Below are 14,193 nucleotides of genomic sequence, written 5' to 3'. Positions count from 1 at the left end.
TGCATGAATGAAAAATCTTTAAATAATGCCGGGACACTTTTTATTGTCCCTACTCCCATTGGCAACCTCAATGATATGAGTCCAAGAAGTATTAAAACTTTAAACGAGGTAAGCCTTATTGCAAGTGAAGACACGCGTAAAACTGGGATATTACTGAGTAAGCTGGCTATTAAAAAAAAACAAATCCGGGCAGATGAATTTAAAATCATTGAGGCCTCTAAAATCATTTTGGACTGTTTGAATGCTGGGGAAGACGTTGCCTTTGTAACCGATGCTGGAACACCCGGTATCAGTGACCCCGGCAATAGACTGGTTGCCGTCTGTAGACACCATAACCTTAAAATTATTCCTTTACCTGGCCCAAGTGCTGTCAGTACAGCTTTATCTGTTTGTGGTCTTAAAGGTGAGACTTTTTTATTTTTAGGTTTTTTAGCAAAAAAAGGGAAACACCGCAGTCAGGCCTTAGATTACTTTGCTCACTTCCCCGATCCCATTGTTTTTTTTGAAAGTGCCAAAAGAATTGAAAAAACACTGGCTGTTATTGCTGATCTTTGTCCACAGAAACACGTTTTTATGGCCAGAGAAATGAGTAAAACTTATGAAGAATACCAAATGGGTACAGCCCATGACCTACTTAAAAAAATTCAAAGTCGACCGGGTAATCTAAAAGGCGAACTAACGTTAATTCTTGGCGCATTGGCAATATAATATAAAGTTGTAACATAAAATTTTGTGACATTTAATCATGTCTTCACTATACTGCGAGTGTGAATAAAACGTATGGTGTACTGCTGGCTTTGGTTTTTTTGTTTGGTATTGGCGCATTCAATATTGGACGAGGTGTACAAAGTATCCGCAGAAAAAGAAAAAGCACGCTCTTTGGGATTTTAAGAGTTATATTTGGCATCCCTATTATCTTGCTGCCTTTTATTTTGCTATTTTATCTAACCAATAGCGGCCAAATTTAATGTATCTCAATTCTATTTTAATTGCTTTACTTGTTTATGCGGGTCTGTTCAACGCTTGGGTACTGCCAACAGAAAGCATGGGCAGAAGTTCTTTGCTCAGTATCGTACTATCACCACAAGTATACTTGTTTTTGGCCTCAGTGTTGATTATCTATTACATCAAGCCTTTAAAAAATAAAATCAAACGCTACTTTACGGAATCTATTTTAAAAAACATGTCCTTAGGTCTAGTCTATGCCTTAATTACTCCTATACTTAGCTTTATTGGTTTAAGCGTGTACAGCCTAATTAGCTACAAAAAAACCGGTCAATGGTTTATTCCATGGCAAGGACAAAGCCTATGCCCTTACACCACAATTGATTTGGTATTTTTATGGTTACTTGCTCCTTTAAGTGAAGAAATATTTTTTAGAGGTTTATTGTTTCCGGCGTTAAAAGAAAAATATTCCCTGCATTGGGCTGTTTTTTTTAGTGCTTTATTATTCATGAGCACCCATGGTTCTTATCACTTGGGTTCTCTGGTCTTAGGCATTGCTATGGCCTATGCCACACATTTTCATAAAAGCCTTTGGCCAGCTATTGTTTATCATAGTATTGCCAATGCCTATGTTCCATTCTTATGTTGGTTTTTCCCCAATGCATTAAACTACTTCAATCAATTCACCTCACTATTCTTTCACAATTAGCTACTATAATCATTTAAGATGTTTTGGAGCGTTCAGATTTTACAACAGTAGATTATACAATTTAATTTTCTAAAATCGACCCCTTATTGTGTCGCACCGAGCCAATACCGAGCACTAATAATAGCCCTTCAATAGCTTTGAACGGCTTTACAGATCAATATAGTCTTGGTACGGCTTTTGCTTTATTGTTGCTTGAATTTAAATAATGATTACTATCAAAAGGGGAATGCTATGAGACATTTTACAATGAGCACACTGTTACTGGCAATGTTTGGATTAACTGCATGTGGATCCATGCTGGGTTTACAGGTGCAACAAGAGCTTTCAGAAAGCACTGACCCATTAACTTCAAGCAATGTTCCCAGTGTATGTAACGCTGACCAATTAATGAACAACCAAGCCTCACGAATGAGCATCTGGTACGATGGAACTTACAATTCAAACCAACCGCCTTATGTCACTCTAGAATGTCTTGATCTCAATGGCCAAATAGATTCTTTTGATGTGATTGTGGAGGGTTACTCATCTCATAATGATTCTGGTGTTGTAACCATGGCCTACATCGATAGCTCAGAATGTTCTCCAACAGGAAAAATAACCATACATGGTGTTGAAGACAATGGTTACGTTGATGGCATGGCTGTAGTCCTTAGCAGTTATTCAAACAATAGCATTCAAACCTTCAGAACAGAATCAACTCAAGACTATCCTGATGTCATTGGTGAGCACCCAATTGGGATGACAACACAACAGTTTTATTCTCAGTTACCCATAGATTTTCCTGAAGATTGTAAAGAAGAAATTAGAGCATCGCTGTTTGGTGCTGCCGTATATCCCAATGGCACCTTTCAGCTTTAAGTCTTTTATTGATTTTCTATAGACAAACAACACCTCATTATGCATTTAATCTTGAGGTGTTGTTTCATTTTTTATGATTTATGACTGTTGACTTTTAAGCCATCTATAAATACTTCTAACTGGGTTGCCTGTTCCACCTTTAGGTAATAAAGCTGAATTTGAGTCACTGAATGCTGTTGGAGCAATATCTAAATGACACCATGGAACATCACCAACAAATTCTGATAAAAACAAAGCCGCTGTTATGGCTCCTCCAGCTCTACCGCCTACATTTTTACAGTCCGCCACATCACTCTTAAGTCCTTTTTTATAAGACTCTTCTAAAGGCATTCTCCATACTTTTTCTGCTGATAATTTTGCTGCAGCATCAAGCCCTTTAAAAATTTCTTCTTCTTTTGTAAACGCAGCAAAAATTTCATCGCCTAAAGCAATAACAATGGCACCTGTTAACGTGGCCATATCTAAAATACAGTCTGGTTTTTGCTCTGCAGCATATGATAAGGCATCCGCTAGAATGAGGCGACCTTCAGCATCTGTATTTTCAATTTCTACACTTCTTCCATTGTAGCCAACAAAAACATCACCAGGTTTTGTTGCTCTGTCACTCACCATATTTTCAACTAAAGGTGTATAGACATCAATATTAACTTTTATACCGGCTTTTGCTATAGCGCTCACCACACCATAGCATGTACCAGCACCACCCATATCGGACTTCATGCCGTACATGGCATTTTGTGGCTTAAGCGAATAGCCACCAGTATCATAAGTTACGCCCTTGCCGACAATTGCAATGGTTTTTTTTGCTCCTTGTGGCCTATAAGACAAATGAACCAACCTTGGTTTTTCAACACTTCCCATACCCACTGAATTCAATAAGTTCATACCTTTTTTAATAATGGCTTGCTGATCTAAAACATCAATTTTCCATTCACCGGATTGCGCCAAATCATGGGCTACTCTTTCCATACCAGAAGGATTAATGATATTTGCCGGCTCATTGACAAGATCTCTGGTTAAAAATGTTCCCGATACCAATGCTTTGATCTCATCAAGCTCAGTTGTTAACTCTGAGGTCTGCTCTGCATCAGCAAGAACAATATCTAAACCAGAAAAATCAACTTGGTAGCCTTTTTCTTTTTTATAGCCTTTGAAAACATAAGTCCCCAATAGAAAGCCTTCAATTGCTGGCAATAATGTACCGTTTGATGCCGAATCTTTCCATGCATACAAGGCAATATCTGCAGTTTTGGCAGATCTAATTTTTTGGCCTATCGCCGCAAAACGTTCAATCAATGTTGCGTTATCTTTTTCATCAACATTAACCAAATAAACCTGTTCAATACCGTTTTCATAAAGAGAAAAGTTTAATACCTTTTTCTCTTTATCCTGACTGTTGGCACTTAAAAAAGTGTCAATTCTAGATTTTACTGCTGCTTCTAAAGCTACAGAACCATCTTTTAAGGTAAAGTTATTATCTATACCTACAATAATATTTTTATACCCACTACTATTTGTAAACTTAATCTTATATGTATCCATCAAATTTTTCATAGATTGAACATTCTAACAAAACTACAGGATTGTCTACCAATATTTACTTTATTCTTTAAAAATAGAGTGTTTACAGCGGTTTAAAGATCAAGAAAAGTGTTGCATTGCATCCTGAAATGCATATAATACATTTGAAGTGAATAAAATCTGTTCAAATACTCTGCTTTTGACCTGTCTTTTAAGTCTTGTCTATTGCACGCCAGAAAGAATACAAGTAGATCTAAACGCGCCAATCCCTGAGCAACTCACTGCTCCAAATAACTCTGCTGATAAAAATAGAACGGTCGATGGCCTTGATACTCTTGATACTGATAAACAAGACTTTAATGAAATTATAAATGCTAACATCACGTTAGTAAACAACTGCGATCTTGCTGAAGACCCCTCTAATTCTTCTCGAAATACGCAAACTGAAGACAATCAAAAAAATACAAACCAAAGCGTCTCAGAGTTAGATGAGGCAAGACAACGGAACACGGGCAGAAGAGCCGGAATTGAACCGGGAGAAGTTGCTTCGATGATTTCAATTGACTATGGAGCCATGTATTTAAATAGAAATGAGGAAGGGATATACAGTCTTTCTCCTGCTTTTGATAATGATTCTTTTATTGTACAAGACTTTTCTGTTCCACAAGATCAGTTAACACAAGATAAACAAAACTTCAGATATACATCAGAAAATGATGCTGAAACCGAATTCTATATTTCTGTTTCATCACCAGAGTTTGGTACACAAAACTGTTCAGTCAATGAATTTTGTACGGACAGCGAAGAAACCTACCAATCAGACTTGTATCTCCTGCGTTACCATTCTGAATTATTTAAAAAACTTAAAAGTCACCCGGTAAATGCACCTCTATACGAGAATAAAAACTACGCAATTTATGCCTTATCTCCACAATTTAAACGCTTTTGTAGCAATCAAAGGGCTAGTTTTGATACTTTATCAAATCCACAAAATGATAACAGAGACCAACTTTTACAAAATATAGGTTTAGAAGCTCAACAAGAAAAATCCATTACCCTCGCCACTGAAGAAGAAAAGAGTGCGAGTTTTAAGACCTATTTTTCTAAAGGAAAAGATGATCAAGCCATCATCTATTTTATTTCCAATGATGTCTGGTATATTGCTCTAGCTCAATAATAATACTTTTTTCCGCACTCTTCTCTAAAATTTAGACACTTTAAACTAAACGCTTAATTCAACTCGGCATAAACTTTAGCAATTTTATTGATTGCATTATCCATGAGCTCTTTGTTATGCGCAGCAGAAATTTGAATTCTTAAGCGCGCTTCACCTTTGGGCACAACTGGAAAACCAAAGCCCGTGACAAACAAACCTTCTTCCAATAAACGCTCACTCATTTTAATTGCCAAAGATGTTTCACCTACAATAATGGGAACAATGGGTGTATCCCCATCCAAAGGCTTTAAACCTTTTTCTTTAATATTTAGTCTAAAGTATTCAGCATTGCTGCGCAGTCTTTCAACCCGATCAGGTTCTCTGAGAAGAATTTGAATGGACTCCAAGGCACCGGCCGCCACTGCCGGCGGCAAAGCATTAGAGAACAATTGCGGTCGTGACTGTTGCACACAATAATCAACAATATCTTTTTTACCCGCGATAAACCCTCCAGCAGCTCCACCTAAAGCTTTACCATAGGTGCCAGTAATAATGTCAATCTCTCCTATTAAGTCAAAATGCTCGGCTGTTCCCCTACCCGTTTTACCTAAAACCCCGGTTGAGTGCGAATCATCCATAATAATCATTGCATTGTATTTTTTAGCTAAAGCAACCAACTCAGGTAGCTTTGCAATATCACCTTCCATAGAAAACACACCATCAGTGATAATAACTCTGTTTTCATAAGAAGAAGATTCTTTTAGTATACTTTCTAGATGATCCATATCACTGTGTTGATAAACTTTTTTATCGACTTTTTTAGCCAAACGCATACCATCAATAATAGAAGCATGATTCAAAGCGTCTGAAATTAAAATATCTCCTTCACCAAACAAAGTTTGAAAGACGGCTTCATTGGCATTCCAACAAGACGCATAAGTGGTTGCGGCTTCTGTTCCAACCAATTCAGCCGTAACTTGCTCAAGTTCTTCATGAATTGCCAAAGTACCGCAAATAAACCGAACAGATGCTGTTCCGGCACCATATACGTCAATACTATCTTTCATGGCTTGCTTAACAGAATCTTCATTGGCTAAACCCAAATAGTTATTTGAAGAAAAAACCATGACCTCACCTTGCCCTTGCATTTCAACTTGAGCATCTTGAGCAGACAGTAAGGTTTGCATACGTTTATATTCACCTTTTTCTTTTAGTGATGCAATATGATTAGAAATTTTTTGATTAAATGTCATTATTTCTCCAAAGGTTAGCTTTTTACATGTTACAATGGGATGACCTACTATATTTTATGCCATTTTGTAAAAAAATATTTTTTTTAATCGTGTTGAGTCTTGGAAGTGTTTACGCAAACCCATACTATGAAACCAACTTAAACTTACAGTGCAGCCAAGATTTTCCTTGCCCTGAAAGTATTAAAGATAGGGTTACATTTTGGGTTGCTGTATTTTCAAGATACGGTGCTGATCAAGTTATTTTCCATGATGCCAAAGTACCGCATAGGGTTTTTTCAACGCTCAACACCACTGTTGGTTGTATCAGAAAAAACAATCGAGATTATCAAGTGATTGAACAAGAACGCTCAAGGGTTGAAAACGCTTTAAAGTCGCTTTATCAAGCACTCATTAAAAAGCAAGCCTTAAGCCCAGAGCAAACAATCCTTTATGATAATTTTAAAGACAGCCCTTATTCTGACATATTGGAATCTGCCAAAAGAGTCCGTTGCCAAAATGGTAATAAAACCCGTTTTGAGAAAGGTCTGAGAGTTTATAATCAATATAAAAATAATATTGAAAAAATTTTACAAGAACATAATGTTTCTCAAGATATTCAATACTTGCCATTTGTGGAATCCGCTTACAACCCTAAAGCCTACTCTCGTGTTGGTGCGGCTGGACTGTGGCAAATTATGCCAGCTACAGCAAGACGTCTTGGCTTAAAAGTCAATGCATCGATTGATGAACGATTTGACCCAATTCTAGCCACCATAGGAGCTGCAAAATATTTAAAAAATTCGCAATATATTTTAGATAACTATTTAAACAACTTGGGACTAACATCCAACAACCAGCTTGGACCTTACATTATTACCTCTTACAATTATGGTGTGGGTGGCGCAAAAAAAATGTTGCGTAATGTTGGATTGGATTATGGCAAAGTCTTAGAAGCTTACAAAAGTAGACGATCAGGTGTGGCTGTTCAAAATTTTTACAGCTCTTTTCTTGCTGCCCGTTATGTTGCCATTAATCGTGAAAAGTACTTTCCCCATATCAAAACCAATTATGATGGTATGCCATTGATAAAGAATAAATTTCAATTGAAGGAAGTCCGTTCAGCTGAACATATCACACAGTTTTTTAATATTACTCTAGATGAATTTAAACAACTTAACCCTGTCTTAACCCATAGAGTGATTAAAGGTAGAAGGAATATTCCAAAGGACACATCGATTTATTTACCGTCAAGTATCAATATCACACCGGCCTTATTGGAAGATTACTGGCGACAACCCTTTGTCAATAAACTCCTCTTAGAGCAAAAGTATAAAGTAGTTGCCGGCGATACCGCTTGTGGCATAGCTAGAGAATTCAATATCAATTGTAAAGAACTTATTGATGAGAACGCTCTGGGACGTCGTGGTTTAATAAGAGTTGGACAGATCTTAACCATTCCAAGTCGACTAAAACCTTCTGCTCCTGCAGCAACCGCTATTGTTCAAGAAACAAAAATAGAAAGTTCAGCACCAAAAATTGAGCCTTCTCAAAAGAAGATCAAAGATCTTATTAAAAAAGAAACTGTGATTGCAAAAACAGATTTTATTGGCCCCCCCCTACCGCCAAAATTAGCATTAAAAAAAGAGCAAGGCCCTTCAGATGCGTCTATTGAAGAAACCCTTCACGCTGAAGGTATTGGTGAAAGTCTATTTATAAAACAAGAAAAACAAAATAACACTGTGCGTTACTCAATTCATGTTGAATCAGAAGAAACCTTGGGTCACTATGCTGAATGGTTAAATCTCGATAACACTGCAAAAATTCGTCAGCTCAATAAAATGAGGAATAGCAATATTATTATTGATGAAAAAATTTATCTTCCCATAAATGAACAAAATGCTTCAACACTCATCAAAACATTTGAAAATATGCGCATTGACTTTCATCAAAGTTTACATGATCGATTTCATGAACATTATTCAATATCAAAACTGCAGCATTACACTGTTCAAAGCGGAGATAGTTTAAGCTTAATCAGTCAAAAGTTTAAAATACCCACTTGGCTCATTAGGCGATTTAATCCAGAAATTAAACATCTTGGTCTACAACGGGGTGAGAGTTTAAAAATTCCTCTATTGAAAGAAAAAGAAGCTCAGGATTAACTGTTTTAAACTTTAATTGCACTTTATCCAAAACCATTGAAAAATACTTTGGTATATTGGCTTGATAAGCACAAACACCAAATAAATCACTTTTATTAAAACCTAAGCTGTATGCATGCAAGCAATGTTGTTTTTCACCCTCTAAGTCTTTATGCTGATCCTGTCTTTTTTGATAGACTTTATCCCCAACTAAAGGATGTCCTAGACCACTTAAATGAACTCTCACTTGATGCATTCTTCCAGTAAAAGTTTTTACCAAAAGTAAGGAGTAATCATCATTTTGTGCCAGTGCATGATATGCAGTAAGCGCCTGTTTTTTTTTACCTCTATAAGCAATATTTTCATTGACAACATTGATCATTTTACGCGTATTTTTTTGATGATGTGCTAAATCATAATCAATCAAGCCTTTTTGCGGTGTTTTTCCTAAAACTACAGCTAAATAAAGCTTATATATGCTTCTTTGATTAAACATTTCTCTAAAATGCACATAAGCTTCTTGAGTCTTAGCAAAAAAAATACACCCAGATGTATCTGCATCCAATCGGTGAACCACGCCTGGTCTCAGAGCATCCTCACCAACGTTTAAAGCCTCTGGATATTGTCCCACAAAGTAATTGGCTAAAGTATGCGAATCATCAAAACGGTTTGGATGCGTTGCTAGTTTTTTTGGTTTATTATAAACAACAAAACTGTCATTTTCATACAATGCTTCTACTTTAATATCAGTATTAGCCTTAATTTTTCTACTTGTTGGATGCGTAAAGGGTAAAACTTCAATTTTATCATTTGTAAATAATACAAGACCTTTTTTATGAACGGGTTTAGCGTTAACCAGGACCTTTCCTGATTGAATCAATTCTTTTTGCAAGTAGGATTTTGAGATATCCAAATACTTTGAACTTAAAAAGTGGTCTAAGCGCTTACCTTTTTCATCTTCTAAAACAATAAATTTATTTTGATTACTTTCAGTCACAGTTAACTCAATCTTGTTAATACACTGTTATACTCTAGCCATATGCTTATGTATAGAACATATTGCCCCAAGTAACAAATCTGATATACTTGGACAATGGTTTATGTTGTTAAACGTCTATTGATCTTGGTTTTAACTGTTGCCTTTGTATTTTCTTTAGAAGCTAAAGACTACAAGCAGTTTAGAGAAATTCGATTAAGTCTTCTTCCTGCAACAGCAAAAAGTATCAGCAATGCCTATAGTAATGACAATAGCTATTATCAATTAGGCGCATCAATCAGCTATTTCTTTTTACCTTTTTTAGCAATTACCACACCCTATAGCTATTCTAAGCATGACAGCATTACCATCCATAGAGCCGGACTTGGGCCTCAACTTTCATTTAATTTTTTTAAAAATCGTTTTCACTTTGACCTAAACAGTGCTTTTCAGTACACTAGATTTGTCGGAAGTAATGAGTTCGGCTTAAATTTTGGGGGAAGCATGGGTCTTAAACTAGATCGAAAAAAATCATTTTCAATAGGTCCTTTTTATAATTTTCACCAGACCTTTTTATCTGGAGAAGACTATAAAGTGCATAGTTATGGTCTGGCGCTTCATTTTAGAAATTACTCAGATGCACACATGTAATAAAAATGAAAAAATTTGATATTGAAAAAACTAATGTAAAAATCATTCCTTTTAGGGACAGTTCAGAGTTAGAAATACAAATTGGCTACTTAAAAGCCAATGAACAAAATTTTTTTAGATACACAAGACCTCTAAATATGATAAACTCAAAGTATGTAGTGACGCTGCATTACTGTGAAGATAAACAGCATACGCCTTACGTTTATCAGCTGAATTACAGTAGAGAAAACAATGGTTTTGAGGTTAAAGCAATGAATCAAGATGCACAAAATATTGAGCAAATCAAAGGCTCTCAGATGCATCAGGAATTGATGTCAGCACTTGATTGTATCATAAAGCAAGATATTCAATCATGAAGCGTGCCTTTTTTTGCATTGTATATGCTGTACTATTTATATTCACGACAGCCTATTCAAAAAATCAAATTGATATTTTATTAGAAAAGCTTAATTCAGATGCCAATTATAAAATTAAAATTGCTTCTGCACTTAGGCTTGGGAAAATATCCAATGGCTCTGTTGCTCCACATTTAGCCAGCGCCTATAAAAAGCAAAAAAATAGAGCCGTAAGACTTTCAATAATACAAGCTATTTCACAAATTCCTGATAGCCAAGCTTTAGCACAGCTCATTTATTTAAAAAACTCATCCTTTCTCAACAAAAATGAAAAAATAATTCTGGCTCAAACATTGTGGAGCTTCAGAAACACGATTGATGCACAAAGTTGGGTCGATCATTTTCAAATCAACTCCAGCCAACAAAAAAAACTGGATGCTTTATGGGTTTTATCTGCTGTAGAAAATGGCTTTGTTAAAGATAATATCCATCAAATTCTTAAAAAATCAGAGCGGCCAAGCTACACAGCAGGAATATTAGAGGTTTTAACTTACTTTTCATCTCCTACACATAAAAAGCTTTGCATACCTTACACCAAACAAAAAAATTCAAGAATTAGTTTAAAAGCAAAAATGTGTATGGAATCCATTAAGCAACCCATCGTATTTAAAAAACAGATCAATCAAGAAATTTTACAAACACAGACCTATGCTTTCACGCCTCAATACTTTGAAAGTCATAACCCATCAAAGAAGTCGTCCAACTTACTTCAATCAACTGTTCTTGCCAGTCTAGATAAGAGTGCTGGATTAGCCAAGAAAAACAGTAAGTTGACAGACATTGATTTTAAAGAAAAACAAATTTACACTGAGAATTTTGATAACACATCGCTTGAAAAGCTTGAAAACTATGGTGGAGAGTTAGAATTGATTAGAAACACCATTAAAAAAAACATGCATTTATTTGATACCTGTTATGAAACTCTTTCCCAGCAGGATCAACAAATCAAAGGTAAGCTAAATATGGAGTTTGAAGTATTTTCTTCTGGTAAGCTGGATAACTTAAGGTACTTAAAACATTCTATACGCAATAAGCAGTTACAAAAATGTTTTGCAACAAACATGAAAAAAATACACTTTAAACAAATCAACCTAAAATCAATTAAAGTTCAGTATACTTTTTCTTTTCAATAAGTTAGCTGTTATTTTTTTTGTTTTTTTCAATCAGTTTATTGTTATACTCAACAAATGCATTAAACAAAGATTTAAACTCATCTCCTTTTCTAGAACCACTAAGGACATAAGGCTCTTTACCTTGATTGAGCTCTTTAAGGTAGTTTTCCATTCTATGTAAAGGTCCAGCAACTTTATGCGTTAAAAGAATACCCAAAACAAAAACCATTAAAAATTGAAAAATAAAAAAGCCAACAAGGTAAAGAACCAAGCGATGATCATTGCCTTGAATCATTTGTAGCAATTCACTGTTTTGAATACCCAAAATCTCAGTTTTAATCATTTCATTTTTATAATACAAATAACTAAAAATAAGAGTAATCAAAGTGGTAATGGTTACAACCAAAAAAGAATATTTGGCTTGAAAGCCTTTGTTAGACCAAAACCTTTTTAAAAGTGGTCTTCTATTGTTTTTTTTCATTCAAGTTACTCCTTATTTCAATGACTTTAGGTTGCTTTTTATCTTTTTGTCTCTTCTTTGAAAAGTAATATTGAAAAATATCTTTGCTTAATTGAGATGGTTTTACTTTCCAGTACTTTTGACTAACAATTACGATTCCTACCGCTAATTTTTCATCTCCATTTTCTGCATAGCCAACAAACCACTCATTCCAGCCTTTAAGCTTTAAATTTGTTTTTGATCCAGTTTTACCGCCTATATTTAAATTTTTAAGCACAGAATTCTGTTTATAGCCTCTAAAAGGCTTTCTGGCCGTTCCTACTTCAATTGTCGCTTTCATCATCCTTTTTAAATCTGGAATAACCTCTGGTTTTAGACACTGTTTCCATATTTTACCTTCAACATTATACAAAACTTCATTGTTCTCATTGACTACATTATCTACAACATAAGGCTGCATCATTATGCCGTCATTGCTGGCACATGCGGCAATCATAGCTGCATGAACAGGACTTAAACTCACATCACCTAAACCTGCAGCGACTTCAGCAACCGACACCTCTTCTTTTTCAAACTTTATATGACTTAAATCCAGTGGCATATCAAAAGGGATGGCTTGTGCAAAACCATAATCATTGGCTTTTCTTAATAAGAGTTGTTTATTCAGTATCATTCTTCCTATTTTACCAAAAATTAAATTGGTGGACTTTGCAAAGGCCTGATAAAAAGGTATTTTCAGATTTCCTCCAGGAGTACTAGAATTTTTATCTGTAACATACTTGGTATTGCCCTGATATCGAATATTCGTATTATAACGCCACTTTTTGTACTCTAAGGCTGCGGATGCTGTAACAACTTTAAACACTGATGCTGCTGGAAAGGCTGCTCTTAAAGAATAGTCATGCTTGTGGTCTTTATTTGAATATGAGGTCAACCCTACAACGGCACCTGTTTTGGGATTAATTGCTGCTATTGCCCCAAAATCGACATTATAATAAGCCAACTTTTTTTGGATATATTTTTGTAAATCTTCTTCAACAGTTAAATTGACTTGCCATGACTGATCTTTGTTTTTCATCACCACCCTATTCAAGCCGTGCTCTAAAACACGCCAATCAAGATGGTTTTGGAATAAATCCAACCAGCTCTGCTCTTTCTGGTCTTGACGTGATGTCATTGAGCTCATCTGTTCACTGTTAGCCTGTATTTTATCATCATCGTCGGCATGACTTGGTCTTAAAAGATCAACAATGAACACAACAAATCCAATCAATAGCAAGAAAAACAAAACTTTATTTTTTTTGCTATTGTGCTTTTTATTATCTTTTTGCCAGCGTGGCTTATGATTATTTTTTTGAAACTCTTTCCAACTCACAGTAACTAATTTATAAATATCATAGATGCTTTGAATGCTCTAATATTTTGACTTTCATATGTTTTCTTAATGTACCTAAGCTTTATTCATAGCAATTAAATAAAGTTCTTTACTCTTTTTTTGGCTGGCTTCAGGTTTGTATATTTTTACAGTTTTGAAAGTTTTTTTGCTGGCTTTGATTAAGCTTTGCTCATCGCTGCCTTGAAAGTACTTACAGACAAAACTGCCGGATTCTTTTAGAACTTCTTTAGCAACATTTAAGGCCATCATACAGAGCTCTATCGACAAAAAATGATCTCTATCCTTAATTCCTGTTGTCTGTGGTGCCATATCGCTGACAACCAAATCAAATTCACTGTATTGTTCTAATAAACGCTGACAATCAAGATCGTTAATATCTTCCTCAAAAAAATCTACATTATTAGGAACAGCAACATTCAATGGGTTCAAGTCTATAGCAAAGAGTCTTCCTTTAGGACCAACTTTTTTAGCAACATACTGTGTCCAAGAACCAGGTGCTGCACCAAGATCCATGACCGTCTGGCCTCTTTTTATTAATTTAAATTTTTGATCTATGGCTTCTAATTTGTAAACTGAACGGGCAACATGACCATCTTGCTTGGCTTTTTTATAATAATAATCCAGTTTTTTAGGATCCATAG

At 35.3% G+C, this 14,193-nt stretch carries 15 protein-coding genes; 9 read left to right on the top strand and 6 right to left on the bottom strand.

All coding sequences use genetic code 11. The features are described from left to right. The first annotated feature begins 3 nt into the window (after positions 1-3). From rsmI to MRY82_09430, 4 genes are all read left to right on the top strand, one after another. Positions 4-708 carry a 16S rRNA (cytidine(1402)-2'-O)-methyltransferase gene (gene rsmI / locus MRY82_09445; GenBank protein ID MCI5073147.1) on the top strand — a complete coding sequence of 235 codons (705 nt, stop codon included), beginning with the start codon at positions 4-6 and terminating at the stop codon, positions 706-708. Positions 709-767: 59 nt separating this feature from the next. Continuing rightward, on the top strand, positions 768-968 hold the full coding sequence (locus MRY82_09440; protein ID MCI5073146.1) for a hypothetical protein: 201 nt from the start codon (positions 768-770) through the stop codon (positions 966-968). Then, positions 968-1,654 (top strand): CPBP family intramembrane metalloprotease, encoded by a 687-nt coding sequence (locus tag MRY82_09435; protein MCI5073145.1) that lies wholly within the window; start codon positions 968-970, stop codon positions 1,652-1,654. The genes MRY82_09440 and MRY82_09435 overlap by 1 nt, the downstream gene beginning before the upstream one ends. A 231-nt stretch (positions 1,655-1,885) precedes the next feature. After that, complete coding sequence (locus tag MRY82_09430; GenBank protein ID MCI5073144.1) at positions 1,886-2,512, top strand: hypothetical protein; 627 nt, start codon at positions 1,886-1,888, stop codon at positions 2,510-2,512. Positions 2,513-2,590: 78 nt separating this feature from the next. Here the strand turns inward: MRY82_09430 and MRY82_09425 are convergent, their stop codons facing one another. Further along, the gene (locus MRY82_09425; protein MCI5073143.1) at positions 2,591-4,066 is read right to left on the bottom strand and encodes a leucyl aminopeptidase; all 1,476 of its coding nucleotides are present in this window, start codon (positions 4,064-4,066) and stop codon (positions 2,591-2,593) included. Between the two features lie 136 nt (positions 4,067-4,202). Between MRY82_09425 and MRY82_09420 the strand changes: the two genes are divergently transcribed. Continuing rightward, positions 4,203-5,210, top strand: coding sequence for a hypothetical protein (locus MRY82_09420; protein MCI5073142.1), 1,008 nt, complete (start codon positions 4,203-4,205; stop codon positions 5,208-5,210). 53 nt (positions 5,211-5,263) lie between these two features. On the opposite strand, the gene MRY82_09415 is transcribed toward MRY82_09420, so the two are convergent. Continuing rightward, on the bottom strand, positions 5,264-6,442 hold the full coding sequence (locus MRY82_09415; GenBank protein ID MCI5073141.1) for a glycine C-acetyltransferase: 1,179 nt from the start codon (positions 6,440-6,442) through the stop codon (positions 5,264-5,266). 89 nt (positions 6,443-6,531) lie between these two features. On the opposite strand from MRY82_09415, the gene MRY82_09410 reads away from it, so the two are divergent. Then, positions 6,532-8,583: a transglycosylase SLT domain-containing protein gene (locus MRY82_09410; protein MCI5073140.1), complete on the top strand. Its 2,052-nt coding sequence runs from the start codon at positions 6,532-6,534 to the stop codon at positions 8,581-8,583. Here MRY82_09410 and MRY82_09405 read toward each other — a convergent pair. Beyond that, on the bottom strand, positions 8,510-9,559 hold the full coding sequence (locus MRY82_09405) for an RluA family pseudouridine synthase (GenBank protein MCI5073139.1): 1,050 nt from the start codon (positions 9,557-9,559) through the stop codon (positions 8,510-8,512). The two genes, MRY82_09410 and MRY82_09405, sit on opposite strands and share 74 nt — an antisense overlap. Before the next feature lie 96 nt (positions 9,560-9,655). On the opposite strand from MRY82_09405, the gene MRY82_09400 reads away from it, so the two are divergent. From MRY82_09400 to MRY82_09390, 3 genes are read left to right on the top strand one after another with little or no spacing between them, the layout of a single operon-like run. Beyond that, positions 9,656-10,189, top strand: a complete 534-nt coding sequence (locus tag MRY82_09400) for a hypothetical protein (GenBank protein MCI5073138.1) — start codon at positions 9,656-9,658, stop codon at positions 10,187-10,189. Positions 10,190-10,194: 5 nt separating this feature from the next. Then, positions 10,195-10,545 carry a hypothetical protein gene (locus tag MRY82_09395; protein ID MCI5073137.1) on the top strand — a complete coding sequence of 117 codons (351 nt, stop codon included), beginning with the start codon at positions 10,195-10,197 and terminating at the stop codon, positions 10,543-10,545. Further along, the gene (locus MRY82_09390) at positions 10,542-11,717 is read left to right on the top strand and encodes an AgmX/PglI C-terminal domain-containing protein (protein MCI5073136.1); all 1,176 of its coding nucleotides are present in this window, start codon (positions 10,542-10,544) and stop codon (positions 11,715-11,717) included. The genes MRY82_09395 and MRY82_09390 overlap by 4 nt, the downstream gene beginning before the upstream one ends. 1 nt (position 11,718) lies before the next feature. On the opposite strand, the gene MRY82_09385 is transcribed toward MRY82_09390, so the two are convergent. From MRY82_09385 to MRY82_09375, 3 genes are all read right to left on the bottom strand, one after another. Continuing rightward, complete coding sequence (locus MRY82_09385) at positions 11,719-12,177, bottom strand: hypothetical protein (protein ID MCI5073135.1); 459 nt, start codon at positions 12,175-12,177, stop codon at positions 11,719-11,721. Further along, entirely contained in the window at positions 12,161-13,531 is a 1,371-nt protein-coding gene (locus tag MRY82_09380) for a hypothetical protein (protein MCI5073134.1), read from the bottom strand. The genes MRY82_09385 and MRY82_09380 overlap by 17 nt, the downstream gene beginning before the upstream one ends. 75 nt (positions 13,532-13,606) lie before the next feature. Beyond that, positions 13,607-14,191 carry an RlmE family RNA methyltransferase gene (locus tag MRY82_09375; protein ID MCI5073133.1) on the bottom strand — a complete coding sequence of 195 codons (585 nt, stop codon included), beginning with the start codon at positions 14,189-14,191 and terminating at the stop codon, positions 13,607-13,609. Between the last annotated feature and the right edge of the window lie 2 nt (positions 14,192-14,193).

The organism is bacterium (genome assembly GCA_022763185.1).
In the GTDB taxonomy this organism is placed as follows: Bacteria; Bdellovibrionota_G; JALEGL01; order JALEGL01; family JALEGL01; genus JALEGL01.
The sequence above is the reverse complement of the archived record's forward strand: the minus strand, read 5'-3'. Positions and strand labels throughout refer to the sequence as shown.